The sequence below is a fragment of the Nonlabens marinus S1-08 genome (assembly GCF_000831385.1).
GTDB lineage: Bacteria > Bacteroidota > Bacteroidia > Flavobacteriales > Flavobacteriaceae > Nonlabens > Nonlabens marinus.
The window spans coordinates 1,695,278-1,716,205 of sequence record NZ_AP014548.1 but is presented as its reverse complement, the minus strand read 5'-3'; the positions used below and the strand labels follow the sequence as shown (position 1 = coordinate 1,716,205).

General features: G+C 40.6%; 21 protein-coding genes and 1 pseudogene. 2 read left to right on the top strand and 20 right to left on the bottom strand.

All coding sequences use genetic code 11. From position 1 onward, the window contains the following. Positions 1–25 precede the first annotated feature (25 nt). The gene (gene lysS / locus NMS_RS07860) at positions 26–1,717 is read left to right on the top strand and encodes a lysine--tRNA ligase (protein WP_041496210.1); all 1,692 of its coding nucleotides are present in this window, start codon (positions 26–28) and stop codon (positions 1,715–1,717) included. Between the two features lie 163 nt (positions 1,718–1,880). On the opposite strand, the gene NMS_RS07855 is transcribed toward lysS, so the two are convergent. The 19 genes and pseudogenes from NMS_RS07855 to NMS_RS07780 all read right to left on the bottom strand — a co-directional run bounded on the left by NMS_RS07855 (position 1,881) and on the right by NMS_RS07780 (position 18,062). Then, on the bottom strand, positions 1,881–4,139 hold the full coding sequence (locus NMS_RS07855; RefSeq protein WP_148311350.1) for a hypothetical protein: 2,259 nt from the start codon (positions 4,137–4,139) through the stop codon (positions 1,881–1,883). A 113-nt stretch (positions 4,140–4,252) separates the two neighbouring features. After that, entirely contained in the window at positions 4,253–5,467 is a 1,215-nt protein-coding gene (locus tag NMS_RS07850; protein WP_041496208.1) for an acetyl-CoA C-acyltransferase, read from the bottom strand. 54 nt (positions 5,468–5,521) lie between these two features. Beyond that, positions 5,522–5,896, bottom strand: a complete 375-nt coding sequence (locus tag NMS_RS07845; RefSeq protein ID WP_041496207.1) for a four helix bundle protein — start codon at positions 5,894–5,896, stop codon at positions 5,522–5,524. An 83-nt stretch (positions 5,897–5,979) separates the two neighbouring features. Further along, complete coding sequence (locus tag NMS_RS07840) at positions 5,980–6,387, bottom strand: PaaI family thioesterase (RefSeq protein WP_173405822.1); 408 nt, start codon at positions 6,385–6,387, stop codon at positions 5,980–5,982. Beyond that, positions 6,384–7,598, bottom strand: coding sequence for a 3-hydroxyacyl-CoA dehydrogenase NAD-binding domain-containing protein (locus NMS_RS07835; protein ID WP_052476832.1), 1,215 nt, complete (start codon positions 7,596–7,598; stop codon positions 6,384–6,386). Before NMS_RS07835 ends, NMS_RS07840 begins: the two co-directional genes overlap by 4 nt. A gap of 1 nt (position 7,599) precedes the next feature. Next, on the bottom strand, positions 7,600–7,953 hold the full coding sequence (locus NMS_RS07830; protein ID WP_041496206.1) for a four helix bundle protein: 354 nt from the start codon (positions 7,951–7,953) through the stop codon (positions 7,600–7,602). Between the two features lie 52 nt (positions 7,954–8,005). Continuing rightward, the gene (locus NMS_RS07825) at positions 8,006–9,016 is read right to left on the bottom strand and encodes a metal-dependent hydrolase (RefSeq protein ID WP_041496205.1); all 1,011 of its coding nucleotides are present in this window, start codon (positions 9,014–9,016) and stop codon (positions 8,006–8,008) included. A 51-nt stretch (positions 9,017–9,067) separates the two neighbouring features. After that, positions 9,068–9,847 (bottom strand): enoyl-CoA hydratase-related protein, encoded by a 780-nt coding sequence (locus NMS_RS07820; protein WP_041496204.1) that lies wholly within the window; start codon positions 9,845–9,847, stop codon positions 9,068–9,070. Positions 9,848–9,937: 90 nt separating this feature from the next. Beyond that, positions 9,938–10,435, bottom strand: a complete 498-nt coding sequence (gene paaD / locus NMS_RS07815) for a 1,2-phenylacetyl-CoA epoxidase subunit PaaD (RefSeq protein ID WP_041496203.1) — start codon at positions 10,433–10,435, stop codon at positions 9,938–9,940. 94 nt (positions 10,436–10,529) lie between these two features. Next, positions 10,530–11,351 carry a 1,2-phenylacetyl-CoA epoxidase subunit PaaC gene (gene paaC, locus NMS_RS07810; protein WP_084217654.1) on the bottom strand — a complete coding sequence of 274 codons (822 nt, stop codon included), beginning with the start codon at positions 11,349–11,351 and terminating at the stop codon, positions 10,530–10,532. 57 nt (positions 11,352–11,408) lie between these two features. Continuing rightward, a pseudogene (locus NMS_RS13725) lies at positions 11,409–11,648 on the bottom strand (four helix bundle protein); the annotation flags it as partial. 171 nt (positions 11,649–11,819) lie between these two features. Next, positions 11,820–12,116, bottom strand: coding sequence for a 1,2-phenylacetyl-CoA epoxidase subunit PaaB (paaB, locus tag NMS_RS07805; RefSeq protein WP_041496202.1), 297 nt, complete (start codon positions 12,114–12,116; stop codon positions 11,820–11,822). Positions 12,117–12,169: 53 nt separating this feature from the next. After that, positions 12,170–13,132, bottom strand: coding sequence for a 1,2-phenylacetyl-CoA epoxidase subunit PaaA (gene paaA, locus NMS_RS07800; RefSeq protein ID WP_041496201.1), 963 nt, complete (start codon positions 13,130–13,132; stop codon positions 12,170–12,172). 203 nt (positions 13,133–13,335) lie between these two features. Next, positions 13,336–14,412, bottom strand: coding sequence for a 1,2-phenylacetyl-CoA epoxidase subunit PaaE (gene paaE, locus NMS_RS07795; protein ID WP_041496200.1), 1,077 nt, complete (start codon positions 14,410–14,412; stop codon positions 13,336–13,338). A gap of 321 nt (positions 14,413–14,733) precedes the next feature. Beyond that, positions 14,734–14,898: a GIY-YIG nuclease family protein gene (locus NMS_RS14025; protein WP_231862373.1), complete on the bottom strand. Its 165-nt coding sequence runs from the start codon at positions 14,896–14,898 to the stop codon at positions 14,734–14,736. Positions 14,899–14,949: 51 nt separating this feature from the next. Then, on the bottom strand, positions 14,950–15,024 hold the full coding sequence (locus NMS_RS14020) for a GIY-YIG nuclease family protein (protein WP_231862408.1): 75 nt from the start codon (positions 15,022–15,024) through the stop codon (positions 14,950–14,952). Between the two features lie 144 nt (positions 15,025–15,168). Next, entirely contained in the window at positions 15,169–16,032 is an 864-nt protein-coding gene (locus NMS_RS07790) for a hydroxymethylglutaryl-CoA lyase (RefSeq protein ID WP_041496199.1), read from the bottom strand. A 94-nt stretch (positions 16,033–16,126) separates the two neighbouring features. Further along, entirely contained in the window at positions 16,127–16,744 is a 618-nt protein-coding gene (locus NMS_RS07785) for a LysE family translocator (protein WP_041496198.1), read from the bottom strand. Positions 16,745–16,955: 211 nt separating this feature from the next. Continuing rightward, a complete protein-coding gene (locus tag NMS_RS07780; RefSeq protein ID WP_041496197.1) occupies positions 16,956–18,062 on the bottom strand; it encodes a quinone-dependent dihydroorotate dehydrogenase in 1,107 nt (368 codons plus the stop codon). A 74-nt stretch (positions 18,063–18,136) separates the two neighbouring features. On the opposite strand from NMS_RS07780, the gene lpdA reads away from it, so the two are divergent. Then, a complete protein-coding gene (gene lpdA, locus NMS_RS07775; RefSeq protein ID WP_041496196.1) occupies positions 18,137–19,528 on the top strand; it encodes a dihydrolipoyl dehydrogenase in 1,392 nt (463 codons plus the stop codon). Between the two features lie 551 nt (positions 19,529–20,079). On the opposite strand, the gene NMS_RS07770 is transcribed toward lpdA, so the two are convergent. Then, on the bottom strand, positions 20,080–20,910 hold the full coding sequence (locus tag NMS_RS07770; RefSeq protein WP_197539483.1) for a hypothetical protein: 831 nt from the start codon (positions 20,908–20,910) through the stop codon (positions 20,080–20,082). Positions 20,911–20,928: the final 18 nt, after the last annotated feature.

Sequence of the window (20,928 nt, the reverse complement as noted above, 5' to 3'; positions counted from 1 at the left end):
TTTGCCTGCTTAAATAAATTGACAAATGCCACTTTCTGAACAAGAAATCGTACGCCGTGAAAAACTAGGGAAAATCCGTGAGATGGGAATCGACCCTTATCCTGCAGCCCAATACCATGTGAATGCCACTACTGCTTCTATCAAATCTGATTTTGAAGAAGGAAAAAAAGTAGTCATCGCTGGCCGATTGATGTCTAGAAGAATTCAAGGAAAAGCATCCTTTGCAGAGATCCAAGACGGTAAAGGAAAGATTCAGGTATATTTCAATCGCGATGAGATTTGCCCTGGAGACGATAAGACTTTATATAATGAGCTTTATAAAAAATTGCTCGATATAGGCGATTTTGTTGGCATAGAAGGAGAGTTATTTATGACTAACGTGGGAGAGCAAACCGTGATGGTCAAAAATTTTGAACTGTTGAGCAAGGCCTTAAAACCATTGCCATTGCCTAAAACAGATGCTGATGGAAATACCTATGATGAATTCAACGATCCAGAAATGCGTTACCGCCAGCGGTATGCTGATCTTGTGGTCAACCCTAAAGTAAAAGACGTTTTTGTAAAGCGAACAAAGCTTTTCAATGCCATGCGATCCTTTTTTAATGATCGAGAGTATTTTGAAGTAGAAACGCCTATCCTCCAGCCCATTCCTGGTGGTGCTGCGGCAAAACCTTTTGTGACGCACCACAACTCACTAGACATACCGCTTTATATGCGTATTGCTAATGAGCTGTACTTGAAGCGTTTGATCGTTGGTGGTTTTGACGGCGTTTATGAATTCAGCAAAAACTTTAGAAATGAGGGAATGGATCGCACCCACAATCCTGAATTCACAGCGATGGAAATTTACGTTTCCTACAAGGATTATAATTGGATGATGGAGTTTACAGAAAACCTTTTGGAACACTGTGCTGTAAAGGTAAATGGTAAAACGACGAGTACTTTTGGCGAGCATGAGATTGAGTGGAAAACTCCTTATCCACGAGTGACCATGACCGACTCTATCAAACATTTTACAGGTTTTGATATTACTGGTAAGAGTGAGGAAGAGTTGTTCGCTTTCGCGAAAGCGCAAGGCATCGACGTCGATAAATCCATGGGTAAAGGGAAATTGATAGACGAGATATTCGGTGAGAAGTGTGAAGGAAACTATATCCAACCAACATTCATAACCGATTATCCTAAAGAGATGAGTCCGTTATGTAAAACGCACCGCGACAATCCAGAATTGACAGAGCGTTTTGAGCTAATGGTATGTGGTAAAGAAATTGCCAATGCCTACAGTGAGTTGAATGACCCTATTGACCAGCGAGAACGTTTTGAGGCTCAAGCAGCCCTTGCAGACCGTGGTGATGATGAGGCTATGTTTATTGATCAAGATTTCTTAAGAGCGTTAGAATATGGTATGCCTCCAACTTCTGGACTAGGAATAGGAATGGATCGCTTGATCATGTTTTTAACTAATAACCCATCGATTCAAGAGGTGCTATTCTTCCCTCAAATGCGTCCTGAGAAAAAAGCAGGTATAGAATTGAATGAGGATGAGAAAGTTGTTTTTGAGCGTTTGAAAAAGCATGAAAAAGTGGACTTGAATCAGTTGAAAGAAGAGTCTGGCCTTTCTAATAAAAAATGGGACAAAGCCGTTAAAGGATTGACTGGAAAAAAGGTGGCTAAGGTTGCTAAGACCGACGCTGGTTTGTTTATTGAGGTCATTTAAAACTCACTTCATTTATATTTAAAAAAGCCTTCTACTCACAAGTAGAAGGCTTTTTTAAAAATTAGAAATTGATATTAATTCTCAATTTTCCTAGCATTTTATTTTACTACTGTTTTGCATATGGATATGTGGACTTTTCGCTTTCGCGAAAGCGAAAACACAGTTACATTTTGATTTCGAAAACCTCACTGATAAGAACTCCATCTGCAGTCCAACCTTCTAACACGACCAAATATTCATCTTTCAAAAGATTTGGGAACCCAAAGTTGACCTTCCCATCTTCACTAATGTCATTATCTGTAAGAAAATGTATGATCCCGACTTGCTTAAAGAAATCGCTATTATAGCTGCCGTATTCTGGTCTATAATAGAGTTTTTTCTTTGAAAACTTAAGCGGAACTTGGTAAGCTGTAGAAATAGCGTCTTGAGATCTAATAGGTGACAGCAATGGGTTCGTGTAAATTTTAATTATCCCGAACTTATTGGAAAGGCGCTCACCTATCCCATCCCGATTAATTACAACATAATCAATAATACTAGGATCAAGAGTTGTCAAAATAGATGGATCAGAATAGAATGCATCATCAATCAAAATCGATGGTGATCCCACACCTCCATTACCACGAGAATTTGAAGTTATAGTGAAAATACCATCTTCACTAGAAGTGTTGAAGCCTCTACGACTTAAATAGGTGGCAAGATTATAATATTTAGCTCTATCCTTATCATCAAATACATCCACTGACCCACGCTCGCGGTCAATAATTTTCTGAAATCGTTCTTTCTCCACATCAGCTTTGACGATTACCGCCTCTAGCTCCTGCGCGCCTTGAAAGAAAGATCCGATATTCAGATCTTCTAATACAGGCTCGACAGGCAGCTCAAGATATGGAGCATTGCTGTCATACCTAGGAATGGCTCGAGGTTCAAATGTCGGGTATAAATTAGGTTTTATGTTTTTTCCTTTCTTATTTATACCGCTAACTCGCAGCTCATCTCCCTCAATGGCATATAGCTCAGTAGCTGTAAAGAAGTTTGAACCTTCCTTGAGGTCAACAATCGCACTAGTTGAATTATTTAAAGGATAAATCATGAACTGGCTTGTGTTTCTAGAATTTATCTGAGCTTTAAATGAAATCCCTTGATCAAAACTGTAAGTAGGTTTATTTGATGGTCCAAATAGTTTATCCCATTCATAACCTGTCCAACCTTGAGTGATCATCAAATTGTCCATATCATATTTAACTCGACGGTTGATATCATTGAAATAATACGATGGGTTTTCTACAGTCCCTTTAATATGAGAACCTAAAAAGAATCTACTAACAAGAGAGTTATTCCTATCAATAGCCTTTGTGCTTACAGGGAATATGGAGAGGCTAACTTTATTGGGAGCTTCGTATTTGAATTTTTTATCTAGTTGTAGCTCGACATTTATAGAGTCCAGTACAGTATTTGCTTGAATTGAAGCAATATTACTCTTAGGAAGATTTTTATAGTTGAAGAATGTTCTCTCAAGAATTGGCTCTCCTTCTTCATTAAAAACAGTGACCATATTAATACCAGGAGAAACCTCATTTGCCGATAGAAAAGTGGTTTGTGAAAGCTTTTTTACAGGCATGACAATAACTTGTAAATTCAAATCATCATGTACAGCAACCTTATAATCGCCATCCACTTGGCTCAAACTAGTACTATTCGTACTTAAGGTGATCCCAATTTCATTGCCTAATGGATTAACTGATAAAATCATTCCAGTATCTAAAATGTCATTGATACTTTTTATAATTGTCTTACCGTCAATGACTGCCTTAATGGAATAAGATGTTCCAGGTTCTGGAGTAAAGTAAACTCTTGAAGACCCCATTTCATTAGTACTGAATGAGGAAATCACTTTTTGGCCAGCTAGTAATTCGCCGTTATTTATTTCAACTCCACGACCTTTTGAGTCTTTAATAAGGATCCCTAGCGTATTATTGACTGACATTAATAACTTACCACCCTCAGCAAAATATTGCATATCATAGGGCTTTGTTATTACTTCCTCTGTAACCCTAAGACTGTTCTCCTTAGAAAGCACTTTGATCTCAGTTGTAAATTCAGGCTTATCTGATTGGTTTTTCATCCAGCGAGTGAAAAGCTTCATTTTGTAATTACCTGCTGCGTATGTCGAATCTAATTCTACAACTGTCTCAGTCGACCCGTTATTAACTAACAGCATAGCTTCCTCCATTACAGTACCATTTTCTGACGTCAATTGAAAATAGAGGTTACGAGTTAAGAAACTTGGTCGCTTGAGGTTCCGATCATAGACATAGGCAGTAAATGCAAATTGCTCTCCTTGAACAAGCACTGATTTATTTACATGGGCATAGGCGATTTCATGAGGATACTCTGAATGTTCCCTGTAAAGAATTTCCATAGATACCTCTTGAGAAAGCATCAGAAATGGGATGGAGTAAAAGAAAATTAAAAGATAAAAGTGCCTCATCATGAATTTGTATTAAAACGAAATAATTATTGGAATTTCGATAACTAATTTAAACCTACATTCTCAATAACCATCGCATAACCTTGACCAACTCCTACGCACATGGTGATGAGGGCATATCGCTTTCGCGAAAGCGATAACTCCAAAGCTGCAGTATAAGCCAGTCGCGTTCCCGTCATCCCTAGCGGATGGCCTATGGCGATCGAACCACCATTAGGATTGATACGTGGATCGTCATCTTTCAACCCCCATTCTCTGATGCAGGCTAAAGCTTGCGAGGCAAAAGCCTCGTTTAATTCTATAACGCCCATATCAGCCATGGTCAGACCAGCCTTTTCAAGAGCTTTATTACTTGCTTCTACAGGACCTATCCCCATGATTCTAGGCTCTACACCTACTACAGCGCTGCTCAAAATTTTTGCAATAGGTTTGAGTCCGTATTTTTTAACGGCATCCTCACTGGCGATAATCGTTGCCGCCGCACCATCGTTTAAACCACTAGCGTTTCCGGCAGTAACTGATCCGCCTTCTTTTTTGAATGCTGGACGTAGTTTGGCAAGAATTTCAACGGTTGTACCAGGGCGTATAAATTCGTCATCTTTAAAAATGATTGGATCTTTTTTACGCTGCGGAATCTCAACGGGCACAATTTCTTTGGCAAGTCTTCCAGACTCCCTGGCTTCGGCTGCTTTTTGTTGTGACCATGATGCAAATTTATCTTGATCCTCACGGGAGATATCGAATTTGGAAACTAGATTCTCAGCTGTATTTCCCATACCGTCCACACCATACATATCGGCCATCTTTTGATTGACAAATCGCCAGCCAAAACTGGAATCGTACATTTTAGAGTCGGTTCCAAAAGCACTGCTAGGTTTTGCAATGACTAATGGGCCACGAGTCATGTTCTCAACGCCGCCAGAGATGAACACTTCGCCATCACCGGTTTGTATCGCACGATGCGCATGAACGATAGCACTTAATCCAGAGCTGCATAATCTGTTGACGGTTTCTCCCGGAACAGAAAATGGTAATCCTGCCAATAACCCGGCCATGCGAGCCACATTACGATTGTCCTCACCAGCTTGATTGGCACAACCCATAATCACATCGGCATAATCTTCTTGTGGGATTTCTGGATGTTTTTCAACTAGTGTTTTAATCACGTGTGCTGCTAGATCGTCGGGTCTTACGGTGGATAGTGTTCCTTTATAATTGCCGACTGGTGTTCTTATTCCGTCTATTATGTAGGTGTTCATTAATTAGTGTTTTAGAGGATTAGTGGATGAGAAGATGAGGCTGATACTGTTGGATTACAAAGATCTTTTTCTAACGTATGACCTTAGTGACGAAAGCATTTTTGTTAATTCTGTGATCAACATCCTGTTTTCCTCATCTTTCTCAAAATCAATATAATTTCTTTTAAAGGCTTTGGTGCTACAAGTAATACATTCATTTGCACTATAAATTGCAATATTCAAATGTTTGATGAATTGAGCATCACTTCCTGGGTAGCCTTCAGAAATATTTAAAGCAATAGAATCTGCTGCTCGTCTATATTGGCTGGAAATGGCATATAATTCATCTTTGGGAAAAGACTTTATTTGCAAATGAACGTGTTCGCCATAATCAATTGCTTTATGATATACATCTAGTTTTTCGAAAGCAAATACATACTTACTATTCATATTTTTTTTAAATATCGTCAATTAAACTATTTCTCTCATCCTCTAATCATCTCATCTCCTATTTCGCTTTCGCAAAAGCGAACTCATTCCCAATCCTTATTGGTTCTATAAACCACGCCTTTGAAAAGGGCTACCAATTCGTCGTCTTTTTTAACCTCGACGATATTGAAACCGACTTTGGTTTTGGTTTTATCCAGCGTGCATTCTGCGGTGATGTAATCGCCAGCTTCCAGCGCCTCGATGTGGTTGATGCTGGTCTCGATGGACACGGCATATTTACCATGTGTATTTGAAGTGAAGCCAAAAGCGGTGTCTGCCAGTGCATAGGTAATGCCACCGTGCGCCTTTCCCATACTATTGAGCATCTCAGGTCTGATATTCATCCCTAATTTGACTCGGCCAACTTCAACATGGATGATCTCCATTCCCATCCATGTGGAAAATGGATCGAGCGAAAGCATTTTGGCTGGAATTTCTTTTCCTTCTATCATGATTGGAAAAAGGTTTCCTTCTTGCTCGCTTTACTACGCAGTAGAGGCGAACACCTGTATCGATCTTCCCTATAAAAATCATACAATGCATCCAGCTGATTCACGCACCAATCCAATCCTTTCTCATCAGCCCAAGCCAGTAAACCCTTGGGGTAATTAACGCCTTTTGTCATGGCGTTGTCAAGATCTTCGGCAGTTGCAATTTTTAGATAAAGTGCATCGGCAGCTTCATTGATAAGCATGACCAGCAAGCGATCTTGAATGGCTTTAGCGTCAGCGCCAGTAAGCATTTCTGGATCGTGATCTGGCTCAATTTTATTTCCGTCTTCAAATTTGTAGAATCCGCGACCTGATTTTCTTCCCAGCCAGCCAGCTTCAACCAATCGCTTTTGAGTCAGCGATGGCTTATAACGTGGATCGTAATAGAATGCTCCAAAAACCGATTCGGTCACCACATAATTAACATCATGGCCTATAAAATCCATCAGTTCAAATGGCCCCATACGGAAACCCATTTGGCGCACAACCTTGTCTAGCATTGGGATGTCAGCCATTCCTTCTTCATACATTCTCAGTGCCTCACTGTAGAATGGTCTCGCTACTCGATTGACGATAAATCCTGGAGTATCCTTTGCTACCGCAGTGGTCTTTCTCCAACTTTTTATCGTCGATACACAGACATCTGTGATCTTTTCATCTGTTTGCACTGCTGGAATGATCTCCACCAATTTCATCAATGGCGCCGGATTGAAAAAGTGAATTCCTATACAGCGTTCTGGCTTCTTCAATGAAGCAGCAATACTTGTAATACTTAGGCTTGAAGTATTTGAAGCTATAATACAATCGTCAGAAACTAAATGCTCTATTTGTGTAAACACTTCTTTTTTTACTTCTAGGTTTTCAACGATCGCTTCAATGGTCAAGTCACTATCATGAAGGCTTTCCATTTGAGGCACAAAGGAAATGTTTTCTTGAATACGTTTCTTTTCTACCTGCTCGATCCTACCTTTTTCAACAAGTCGGGATAAAATGTTTTCCAATGAGTCTTCTGCGGTGCGCAATTGATCTAGGTTCAAATCAAATAGTTTCACCTTGCATCCTGCTGTCGCCGCGACCTGAGCGATACCGCTTCCCATGGTTCCTGCTCCTATAATTCCAACCTTAGTGATTGGAGATTTTTGATTTTTGATTTTTGATTTTTGATCTGTCATTCTATACCGTCTTTGTGTTTTTAATACTGACTACAAAAATTGATATCAGTTGATTGTTTTCATCAAGTAGGGAATCGATAAGTTCGATTTTAGTTATTAAATCCGCACCTTTTTGAATTTTTAAATTAATGTAAGACTCTCTTAATTCCTTGAGACAAATTTTCATTTTGTGCAAATAGTCTCTTGTAGATTCTCCACCGCGTGCCTCGCCATAATTCAACGCGACAGATGTTGTTGATCGAATCAATTGTTTAGATAGATGTTGTGAAGCAAAGCTTTTATCTAAAAATTTACAAGCTTTGATTACTGAAACGGCAAAACCTATCAACCTATCCTCTAAATCCTGTGCTCTCATAAATACTTAAAAATCAAAAATCTAATATCAAATATCTTAAATCAGATATCATTTAATTTCCTTGAATGCGCTCCCATAACTCTTTAAATATCAAGCTAGCATCCTCAAGGTTTTTATCCGTTTCATTTACAATTAGCCCATCATCACCTTCTTTCACAATATAGGCAAATACAAATTCTTTTTCGTTTTGATTAATAGGTCTTAATCCAAAACGTAGATCATAGAAATACCATTTGCCATTTTTGTTTTCCATTAGATACCAGCCTTGAGCGATATCTTTCATTCTTTCTATATCTTCTCGAGCTTGTGGTGATTCAAACTCCGGTTCTGCTGATCGGTTTTTGGGATATAGATCAAAGCTTATAGGTTGCGAGTCAAAAAAGGAATAGTCTCCTAAGAGATACGCATTTTCTGTTTCTACATTGGCGTTCCATAAAATGGTACTGAACGCACCTGGTCTGGTTGAGATGTGATTATAGTCAATCTTTTGGTTTTCCAGCGCTTGTTCAAATCTAGCAGTAGCGATCATCTTAAGTCCAACGGTACATATTAAATAAGTTGAACTGATGGCAATTCCCGTCCAATTGAGTTTCTTGCGTAATGTCGAAGATCTCTTTAGGAATATTGCCCAGATGACACAAACCATAAACGGAATGGTATACAACGGGTCAATCACAAAAATACTGTTGAAAGCTATTCTCCAATCAAATGGCCAGAACAACTGTGTTCCCCAAGTGGTAAAACAATCTAATAACGGATGCGTGAACAAACACCAAAAGAACAGCCATGCCCAAGGTTTCCAGCCCAGTTTTTGCTTGCTCTCTATTTTATTGACCAGCCCACCCAATAATGGTGCTGCCAAAACGCAAAAGATAATGGAATGGCTAAAGCCGCGATGTGCCTCAGTTGCGGTAATCGTATCAGCAAAGTTCTGTACAAGGACATCCAGATCTGGAATTGTACCTGCAATCGCACCATAGAGCAACGCCTTGTTCCCAACCCTGCGACCCAACACAGCCTCACCAACTGCGGCTCCTAGAACTATTTGAGTTAAACTATCCATGCGGGATTGGAGATATTAAATACGCAATGTTGATGCTTGATTTTATTGGATTTATTTCCCTTTAAAATTCGGTTTTCTTTTCTCCATAAATGCCGCGACGCCTTCTTCATAGTCTGCCGTGGATGCGCTTTCAATTTGCAATTTGGACTCCAATTTTAATTGTTGTTCCACGTTGTTGGTCATGGACTCATTGAGTGCCTTTTTAGTATTGGCTAGAGCTATAGTCGGTAATTCGGCCAGTTTTTTTGTGGTCGCTTTCGCGAAAGCGAGGAACTCGTCATCCTTTACCATTTTATAGATCATTCCCAATTGATCAGCTTCTGCAGCGGTAATTTTATCTGCCAGCATCATTGCAGCACTTGCTTTTCCAAACCCAATCAATCGTGGCAGAAAGAACGTTCCCGCGCTATCTGGAATAAGCCCAATTTTTGAAAACGCCTGAATGAAAGCAGCACTTTCGGTCGCGATTACTACATCGCAGCACAAAGCCAGATTTGCTCCAGCACCAGCTGCCACACCATTGACGGCAGCAACCACAGGCTTTTCCAGATTGCGGATTTTCAATACAATCGGATTGTAATGATCGTCAAGAATGGCTTTGAAACCTGGATTGAGGTCTGGATTTGTGATTTCCTGAATATCCTGACCAGCGCAAAATGCCTTGCCGTTTCCAGTGATCATGACGGCGCGGACGTCGTCCTGCGCACAGCGATCGAGCGCATCCTGCATTGCAAAAGCCATTTCTTTATTGAAGGAATTGAAGACCTGTGGACGATTGAAAGTGATTTCGGCAATGCCGTTATCGATTTCTAATTGTATGGATTGGGACATTTGTTATTTTAATTGTCAAGCCGTCGCAGGACGGCTTCGGTTAGTTATTTTACAGAATGTATTTTGGTTTTAGCTTTCGCGAAAGCGGAATCATTTCAAGCATTTAAAATAATCGAATGGCTCGTGACAATCCTCACATTGAAACATGGCCTTACACGCGGTGGAACCAAATTGGCTCACCAATTTTGTATTGGTTGAACCACAATTGGTGCATTTGACCAGTTTTTTTTCGTTGAGCAGCACATCCTTGTCAGCCGTTTCATCCAGCGGTGCGGCAATACCGTATTCTTCCAGTGCCTTGCGACCACGTTCTGTGATCCAATCAGTCGTCCACGGCGGACTCATGATCAATTGGACATTTGTGGTGTATCCTTCCTTTTCAAAGGCGCGTTCCAGATCATCACCTATCACATCCATCGCCGGGCAACCGCTATAAGTAGGCGTCAATTTAATCGTAATTTCTTTACCATTGACCTCAACATCACGGATAACACCAAGATCTACCACATTCAAAACTGGAATCTCAGGATCTTTTACGGATTCTAAAATTTCTAGAAGCTCTTCTGATATGTTTAGATCTTGGATCATTTTGAGGTTTATAGTTTGAGATTTGATATTAAGCCAGTTGAACTGTTCTCGACTCCGATCGAACTGACATTTTCTTAATTTATATTTCTAATATTTACCATTTTGAATTAGGGTAAGTACGCTGCATGTATTGCATTTCACTTAGCAAGTATCCCATATGTTCACTGTGTACTCCTTGCTTTCCACCTTTTTGGAAGTATTCTACTTCTGGAATATCTAGTGTGGCTATGGATAATTGCTCTTCAATTTTCTCATAATAATATTCCTTGAACTGCAGCATATCTGGCGCAACGCCAGCTTCAACCATAGACGTATCGGCTTCTGTTTTATGAAATAATTCTTCTGTGAAGATCCAAAGATTGTTAACGGCTTCTTGAGCTTTGGCTTTGCTTTCTGCTGTTCCGTCGCCCAATCGCTTTAACCAATCGCCTGAGAAACGCTCGTGGTAATTAGCTTCTTTAATCCCTTTAAATGCAAGTGCTCTCAGAGTTTCGTCTGCACTTTGTTGCAATGCATTCAAGAATAAGCGATTATACACATCAAAGAAATATTGACGGACTATTACGTAGGCAAAATCAATATTAGGCTGTTCGACCAGCAAAACGTTTTTATATTCACGTTCTGTTCTTAGAAAAGCGATGTCATCCTCGGTCGTCTTATCGCCTTTGAGCTGCGCTATGTATTGATAATAACTGCGCACTTGGCCCAAGATATCCAACGAAATATTAGTAATCGCAATGTCTGGTTCTAGGTTGGGCCCATGACCGCATAGTTCCCCTAGTCGTTGTCCAAGAATTAAGTAATTATCAGCAACACCCAATAGATAATCGATAAGGTGCTGTTTGTTTTCCTTTGATTCGAGGAATTGTGGGTTTAGTTCCCGAATTGGTTTTGATGATGATAGCTGTTTTTCCATGAATGTATTGGATGTTTTAAATCTAAACCTAAGTCTAAACTTAAATTTAAATGGCTTTTATCGTTTGTTTATTATCGCAACTAGAATTTTAATAATTTGCTCCGCTTCATCTTGTAAAGACTTTAAAGATTCGGGATTTCCAATTCCTGCTTTTAGCTGAATTTTGAGATTGTTATTACACTCTTTAATTTCTTTAAGCGAAATTCTAAGTTTATTTATTTTATCTCGTTCAGTTCCAGCACCTGCAAACTCACTAAAATTTAATGAAACTGATCCAGAAGATCTTATAAGCTGTTCAGCATAATATCTAGATGCAAAAGTCTTTGAAGGTTTATCGAACTCCTAAACGATAGCCGCGGCAAAATCTATGAATCTGTCCTCTAAATCATAAGCCTTATTCATACCTTTTAAATTTCAGTTTTGGTTTAAATTTAAATTTGAACTCTGACATATGAAAAAGCTAAGCTTTTACATATGTTTGAGTTCATCCGGCAACTCATAAAAAGTGGGATGTCTGTACACCTTATCACTAGCCGGTTCGAATAATGAACCGCTGTCATCTGGGCTACTGGCAGTTATATTGGATGACTCTACTACCCAAATGCTTACACCTTCATTTCTTCTAGTGTACACGTCACGTGCATTGTTCATGGCCATTTCGGCATCTTCTGCATGTAAGCTACCGCAATGACGATGTTCCAAACCATTTTTGGAACGAATGAATACTTCCCAAAGTGGTATTTCTTTTTTGTTTGAATTACTCATATGATTAGATATTGTAAAATAGCAAAGCCGTCCTAAGACGGCTTACTTTAAATTTATGATGCTTTAGCTGCTTCTTCTTTTCCTTCTCGCTGCTTGTCTGCATAAGCTGTTGCTGCCTCACGTACCCAAGCACCATTTTCCCATGCGTTTCTACGTGCATCAAGTCTTGATTTGTTCATAGGACCATGACCTTTGACCACTTGCCAGAACTCATCCCAATCAATCTCGCCAAAATCATAATGTCCAGTTTCTTCATTCCATTTCAAATCTGGATCTGGAATAGTCAAGCCTAGAATATCTGCTTGTGGAACGGTTTGATCAATAAACTGCTGGCGCAACTCATCGTTTGTTTTACGTTTCAATTTCCACTTCATGGATTGTGCGGTGTGCGTACTTTCGGCATCTGTTGGTCCTAGCATCATGAGTGATGGCCACCACCAGCGATTCAGTGCATCCTGCGCCATTTCCTTTTGCTCCTCGCTACCATTACAAAGCGACAACATGATCTCATAACCTTGTCTCTGGTGGAAGCTCTCTTCTTTACAAACACGTACCATGGCACGAGCGTATGGTCCAAAAGAGGTGTTACACAACGGCACTTGATTGATGATGGCAGCACCATCTACCAACCAGCCTATGGCACCCATATCTGCCCATGTAACTGTCGGATAATTGAATATGGAAGAATATTTCGCCTTTCCAGAATGTAGGTCTTCATACATCTGCTCGCGAGTGATTCCCAAGGTTTCACAAGCGCTGTAGAGATATAAACCGTGACCAGCTTCATCCTGAACTTTTGCCAGCAAAGCAACTTTACGTCGCAGTGATGGCGCACGAGTAATCCAGTTGCCTTCAGGCAACATCCCGACAATTTCAGAATGCGCGTGCTGGGATATTTGCCTGATATGTGTCTTGCGATACTTTTCTGGCATCCAGTCTTTTGGCTCTATTTTCTCGTCTCGAGCAATTTTTGCATCAAATTGCTCTTCTAGACTCTTGATTTCTGCTTCGCTCATGGTTTCTATTTTTAATTGTCAAACTGTTCTCGACTGCGCTCGAACTGACATGGTTCTCATTCTTGTTATCGTCAAGCCATCGCAGGACGGCTTTGCTTATTGTATGTTTAAATGCTCATAAATTGTTCCGCTTTCGCGAAAGCGAAATTAACATCAACATTGTGTTTCTAGTCTTGAGGTACTGAAATGAGTTCAGCATGGCATCAAACATCGTAATTCACTACTAATTTCTTACTGGTTGGAACGCTTACACAACTTAGGACATACCCCTTGTCGACCTCCTCATCAGACAACGCATAATTGACTTTCATCTCTACACTGCCTTCTTCTACCTTGCACTTGCAGGTGCTGCAAACGCCGCCTTTGCAGGCATATGGCAAATCAGCTCCCGCGGCAATCGCACCGTCCAAAACATTGTCGTGGTCATCACCCAGCACAAAATGGAATTCTTTACTTCCATCTATAATGGTCACGTCCACACCATCTACTTTTTTCTCTAGAGCTGCGGCGGCTCTGGCTTTATCTGCATCGCTCAAACCGCTGACGAACAATTCAAAATGAACGTTCTCTTTCTTCATTCCTGCTGCGACCAACTCATCTCTAATCAAGAAGATCATCTCCTCTGGACCGCAAATAAAAGCATCATCAGTATATGGTGCATTTATAAGCGTTTGAGTCAATTGCTGTAGTTTTTCTTTATCAAACCTACCGTTGAACAACGGAATGTCTCTGTGCTCGCGACTCAAGAAATAAAAGACCTCAAACCTACTTAAGTATTTGTTTTTCAGAGCCTCTATCTCTTCCTTGAAGATAATGGATTTTGCCATACGGTTCAAGTAGAATAACTTGAATTTGGCATTTGGCTCGCTCTGTAAATGAGTTTTTATGATACTCAACATGGGGGTTATGCCACTACCAGCCGCAAACGCAATGTAATTTTTGGTTTGCTTTTCATTCACACACTCAATCCCAAAATCACCACTAGGTGCAGCTACTTGAAGGGTATCGCCAGTCTTTAACTCACGATTTACGTAGGTAGAAAACTTGCCTTCAAAAATCTCTTTAACAGCAACTTTCCATTCTTGATCCAGCGGACTGCTGCACAGCGAATAGCTTCTTCTCACATCCTCGCCATTGATCGTTGCTCGCAAGGTTAAGAATTGGCCTTGACGGTAATCAAAGTCTTCTCTTAATTCTTCTGGCACATCAAATGCAAGAACCGTAGTGTCTTCAGTTTCTTTGTAAACCTCTGATAATCGAATGTCGTGGAATTTGTTCACTCTAAATAGGTCGTTAATTCCTTACGAAACTAACACTTGTTAGTTTGATGTGCAAGTGGTTTAACAGTGGTGTTTTCTCAAGACGGCCTTCGAGAGCCTCAGGCCTCGATCATTAATTTCAATCAAGCATTGACGTGTTAAAATTGAACTCGTCGAAATGCTCTCGAAATGTTGCTTTGATTAAATCCAGAACCAGACTTTACTCTTAAAACAAACAATTTTTTGCCGAATTGCCCTTCGAGAACCTCAGGGCTCGGATTGGAACTCGTGACTGAGCATTGAGGCTCTCGAAATGCGGCCTGTTAATTCAAGAGGTCTAACTTATTTATCCAAATCTTTTAAATCCCGATAAGCAATTGATAAGTCTGGTAGATCAGAAAACCTACCTTCAATCAGAGCTGCCTTTTTAGCTCTGCTCCAGCCTTGAACTTGTTTCTCTCGATAAAATGCAGTGTCAATCCTGTCGTATTTTTCAAAATATTTCAACTCTACTGGAAGTCTTTTCTTAGTATGATTTGCTCCTAATCCAGCATTATGTTAGCCTAGCCGAACCTCTAAATGAATCGTACTTCCAGTATAGTAGCTACCGTCAGAGCTTTCCAAGATGTACATATATCCTACTGGCATGAAAATTTATCTTCAGTTTTTATATTGTCGGTCTTCGAGAACCTCAGACCTCGGATAAGTACTCAAAACCGAGCATTGAGGTGCCACATTGAGCTGGTCGAAATGCTCTCGAAATGCGGTATCAATATATCAATGATACTGCCTAAAAATCTTAGTAGCCTCATTGTAGCTACTCTCAAAAGGCATCGCGTTGACATTGCAGTTGGCTTTTGCAGCATTGAAATAGCTTACCATTTTCTCTGTAGGCATATTGCCGGTGAGTTCGTCCTTTGCCATAGGGCAACCACCGAAACCTTGAATGGCTCCATCAAACCTGCGGCAGCCAGCTTTGTAGGCGGCATCGACTTTTTCGTGCCATTTGTTTGGTGTGGTATGTAAATGGGCACCAAATTCAATCGCAGGATATCGCGGTATTAGGTTAGAGAACAAATAGTCAATGGACTCTGGATCTGATGTCCCTACTGTGTCTGACAGCGATAGAATCTCCACGCCCATCGCGCTCAGCTTTTCGGTCCACTCGCCTACGATGTCCACGTTCCATGGATCACCATAAGGATTCCCAAAACCCATGGATATATAGACGACTACTTTTTTCCCTTTCGCGAAAGCGAGGTCTAAAATTTCTTGCAATAATTCAACAGACTGAGCAATGGTTTTATGCGTGTTACGCATCTGGAAGTTCTCACTTATAGAAAACGGGTAGCCTAAATAATCAATTTCTGGATGCTCGCAAGCGGCTCGTGCTCCACGTAGGTTTGCAACGATGGCGAGTAGTTTAGAATCGGTTTTTGAAAGGTCGAGTTGTGCGAGAACCTCAGTCGTGTCGACCATTTGCGGAATGGCTTTAGGCGACACAAAACTACCAAAATCGATAGTATCAAACCCGCACCGCAGCAGCGATTGAAGGTATTGCACCTTTGTAGGTGTTGGTATCCAATCCTTAATTCCCTGCATGGCGTCGCGCGGACATTCTATGATTTTCACTTTTTCCATTCTGGTAAAGATAGTACTTAGCATAAGTTTTTGTCTATGACTTGAGGGAAGTCATTACTCTTATTCCAGTCTAATTATTTCGGTTTGAAAAAGATCAACTGATGAATATCGCCACCACAATGCCCACAAAAACTACAATCTGTGTCCACTTCATTACTGGTGCAAACCATTTAGAACCACGAATGAATTTTGCAACACTACCACCCAAAAAAGCAACGGTGTAAAATGTAGCAAGTGAAACCAGCATAAAGATGCCGCCCAAAATGTAAATCTGAATCCATTCTGCAATATCATTTTGAACTACAAATTGTGGCAACAAGGCCAAAAAGAACAAAGTCACTTTAGGATTAAGCAGATTCATAGTAATTCCAATACGGTAGAGTTTCCACCAGGAATCTTGTTTGACAACACTTTCATCCAGCTTGATGTTGTCGCTGGACTGATAAACTTTGTAGGCTAGAAACAAAAGGTATATTGCTCCAGCAATTTTTATAAGGAGCAACAACCATTCGTTATCTCGTAAGATTACCGCAAATCCCAATGCCACAATTGATGTATGAAAAATGCAGCCAGTGATCAAACCACTGGCCACGGCGATTCCATAGCGTGCGCCTCTAGCGACGGATTGTGTGAGCACAAATATATTGTCAGGTCCAGGTGATAAAGCTAGAAGGAAAGCCGCCAGGGAAAATGTTATAAAAGATTCTAGCATTTAGTTTTATATCAAGCAGATGCTGAAACAAGTTCAGCATGACAAGTATATGTTTTTTCTTTCTTTCCTTGTAACCCTGAACTTATTTCAGGGTCTTTCTACTTCTTTCAGATTCATTGTGATTAAAAATACTAGTGTGATTCAGTAAAAGTAATTAGCCTTAGAATTCAATTCTGGTAGATGCTGAAACGAGTTCAGCATGACAATAACGTTACAATCCTTGTTTGATAATCTCTCTGTTGATATCGCGCACTAAAGCTGGACCTTCGTAGACAAACCCTGTATAGAGTTGTACTAAACTTGCGCCAGCTTTTAGTTTGTCGATGGCATCTTGTGCGGTCATGATTCCGCCGACTCCTATAATGGGGAATGCGCCGTTGCTTTTTTGATGCAGAAATGAGATTACTTCGGTTGCTCGGTTTGTTAGTGGAGCGCCGCTCAGGCCACCAGCTTCTTTCTGGAGTGTTATATCACTTTTAAGTTCCTTACGCTCAATCGTCGTGTTGGTGGCAATGACTCCATCGATTTTTGTGTCTTCCACGATTCCTATAATGTCCATCAATTGATTATCAGTTAGGTCTGGTGCGATCTTTAAAAGAATAGGTTTCCTCGCAGCTTTTGCATTATTCAGATCTTGTAGCGTTTGCAAAATATGGGTAAGCGGTTTGCGGTCTTGCAATTCGCGTAATCCAGGCGTATTAGGTGAACTTACATTTACGGTGAAATAGTCAACGTGATCAAAAAGTTTATTGAAACAAATGATGTAATCGTCGACCGCTTTTTCATTAGGTGTGACTTTGTTTTTCCCTATGTTGCCGCCTATTAGAGTGTGTTTATTACGACGGCCTTCGAGTGCCTCAGGCCTCGAATTATTCCTAGCATCAAGCATTGAGGCACTCGAAATGCGCTTTTTATTTCTTTTGAGCCGCTCCACCGCAGCATCCACGCCGCCGTTATTGAAGCCCATACGGTTTACGATAGCGCCGTCCTGCTTAAGTCGGAACAATCGAGTTTTGGGGTTTCCGGCTTGTGGTTTTGGCGTCAAGGTTCCTATTTCCACAAAGCCAAATCCCAGGTCTGAGAATTCACTATAGGCTTTGGCGTCCTTGTCAAATCCTGCGGCTAGCCCCACCGGATTCTCGAACTCTAGCCCAAAAAGCTGCCTTTTTAATGCAGGGTGTTTGAGTTTGTAACGCTTTCGCGAAAGCGAACTAAAACCAGGCACCTTGCTCAAAAACTTGATAGCCTTAAACGAAAAGTGATGCACGCCTTCTGGATCGAAGCGAAATAATAGAGGTCTGACGATAGATTTGTACATGGGAAATGGGTTGGTCAAAAATACAATCGTTAGCCGTTTATTCTATATTTTTACGGCTCTTAAAATTGACAGATATGAGTAAGTACGATGTAATCGTTTTAGGTAGTGGTCCCGGTGGATATGTGACTGCAATACGTGCGTCCCAGTTGGGTATGAAAGTAGCCATCGTTGAGAAGGAGTCTCTAGGTGGCGTTTGTTTGAATTGGGGCTGTATCCCAACAAAAGCGCTGATCAAAAGTGCCGATGTCTTCAATTACCTAAACCATGCAGAAGATTACGGATTGAAGGTTTCTGGCGCTGACAAGGATTTTAATGCCGTCGTAAAACGCTCCAGAGATGTGGCGGAAGGCATGAGTAAAGGCGTCCAGTTCTTGATGAAGAAGAACAAGATCGATGTAGTCATGGGCTACGGAACCTTGAAAAAAGGAAAGAAAATTGAAGTAAAAGCAGAAGATGGTTCTACATCTACTGTTGAAGCTAACCACATCATTATCGCGACTGGTGCAAAATCAAGAGCACTACCTTCACTACCACAGGATGGTAAAAAAGTGATAGGATATCGTGAGGCGATGACCCTGGACAAGCAGCCTAAGAAAATGATCATTGTAGGCTCTGGTGCGATAGGTGTTGAGTTTGCCTATTTCTATAACGCTATGGGAACTGAAGTGACCATCGTAGAATATTTAGATCGCATCGTTCCTGTGGAAGATGTGGACGTCTCCAAACAAATGGAGCGCAGCTTTAAGAAAACAGGCATCAAAATCATGACTTCTAGCGAGGTGACTGGTGTTAATACTAGCGGTGATGGTGTAAAAGCAACCGTAAAAACTAAAAAAGGTGAAGAAACTATTGAAGCAGATATCGTCCTAAGTGCTGTAGGTATTGAGACAAATATTAAAAATATAGGACTGGAAGAAGTAGGAATTTCTACAGATCGTGGTAAAGTCCTAGTTAACGATTGGTATCAAACCAATATTCCAGGATATTACGCTATTGGTGATATTACTGCTGGACCTGCTCTAGCTCACGTTGCTAGTGCTGAAGGAATCCTTTGTGTGGAGAAAATAGCGGATATGCACGTTGAGCCGCTTGATTACGGTAATATTCCAGGATGTACATACTCAACTCCAGAGATTGCAAGTGTAGGTCTGACCGAAGCACAAGCCAAAGAAGCTGGCTACGAAATCAAGGTTGGTAAATTCCCTTTTAGCGCGTCTGGAAAGGCTAGTGCTGCTGGAACTAAGGATGGCTTTGTAAAGGTGATCTTTGATGCCAAATACGGCGAGTGGTTAGGCTGTCACATGATAGGCGCTGGTGTTACGGACATGATCGCTGAGGCGGTCTTAGGGCGTAAACTAGAAACTACAGGTCATGAAGTATTGAAAGCCGTGCATCCACACCCAACCATGAGTGAAGCGGTGATGGAAGCTGTTGCTGATGCTTATGGTGAGGTGATTCACTTGTAGATTTGAGTCGATGAGCTGTGAGCTATGAGTTTTTTTAGCTTTCAGCTTTTATAATTTGGATGATAGTGAAATATTATAAGTGCTCTGAATTCTTGGAATTTGGGGCATTTTTTGTTGCTGATTTTGTTTGGGGCGGAGATTAATTCCACCCAGGGAGAAATTTGGTGTGGTTTTATGACAAGTATTAAGTTACTCGATTTCAGCATCCAAAACACCCATCTCTTATCTTCCCTTATAGGGAACATGATAAATATTGCTATACAATAAATTTAAAATGGTCTTGTTTCCCCCCCAAGGGAAATGCCGAAGGCAAAGGGTGTTTGCCATGTGCTGAGTAGGCTCCAAAAATCATCGCAACACCCATCTCTCATCTTCCCTCAAGGGAAGACGATACACTTTAGTATACTACAAAATCCAGTAAACCTAGAACAGACTTTTCCCTTGAGGAGTTGCGTCGAGGGTTGTCAAAATGGAATTACCGAAAATAAAGGGCGTTTTGGAACCTTGAACCTTGAACCTTGAACCTTGAACCTTGAACCTTGAACTTAAATCTACTTCAAATCCTTTTGACAAAACACCACCTCAACCTGCTCACCTAGCTTGAAACTCGACAGCATGCTTATTTCTTTACCGTTGCCGTCGGTAATTCGTATTTGTGCTGTGTTGGGTGGCTCAGTTCCTTCGGTGAGTGCTTTTAAGGTGAGTTTATTGACCTCTTTATCAAAGATTAATGGAATTTTAGTTTTTGCTTTTTTAGGAGAATAACTGTCTTTGATCATCTTGCCATTGAGATTAATGGACATCGCATCACCATCAACCGTTCCTGGATCCCAGATTTCTAGGTAGGCTATTTTAGATTCCCAGAATACGTTCAATGTCTCGCCACCTTGTAATCCTTGACGCTTAGAACTATTTAAAAATCTACTATTAGCAATACGTTGTTTTATGCTATCGGGTACCTTCTTCGACTTTTCTACTCTACTAACAATCTTATCCGTTTTACGCTGAAATTTATCTTCTCCTTGCATGATGATTTCTCCATTTATACATGGTTGTAAATCATCATAATAACTTTTAAATGATCCGGTAAGGCTTGCCCTCCCCTTAAGGTTACGTAAATCACCTTTGAAATATACATAGCAAAAATCGAGTTCTGTAATAGGTGATTTTGTATATACAATAGCTACTTCACGAAACTCGATCGTGTTTTCCTTATCATCAAATCTACCAACCAGCGTGTTTTTTGACTCATGTGGCCCGTTGAGATCGGTATAGGAAAACCCACTTAACAACCCATCCTTTTCAGTCAATTCAATTTTATAAGAAATAAAAGTACTATCCTGCAAAGCGAGCATTCCCACATAATCGATCTGTTGAGACATGCCATAATTATATGTTAG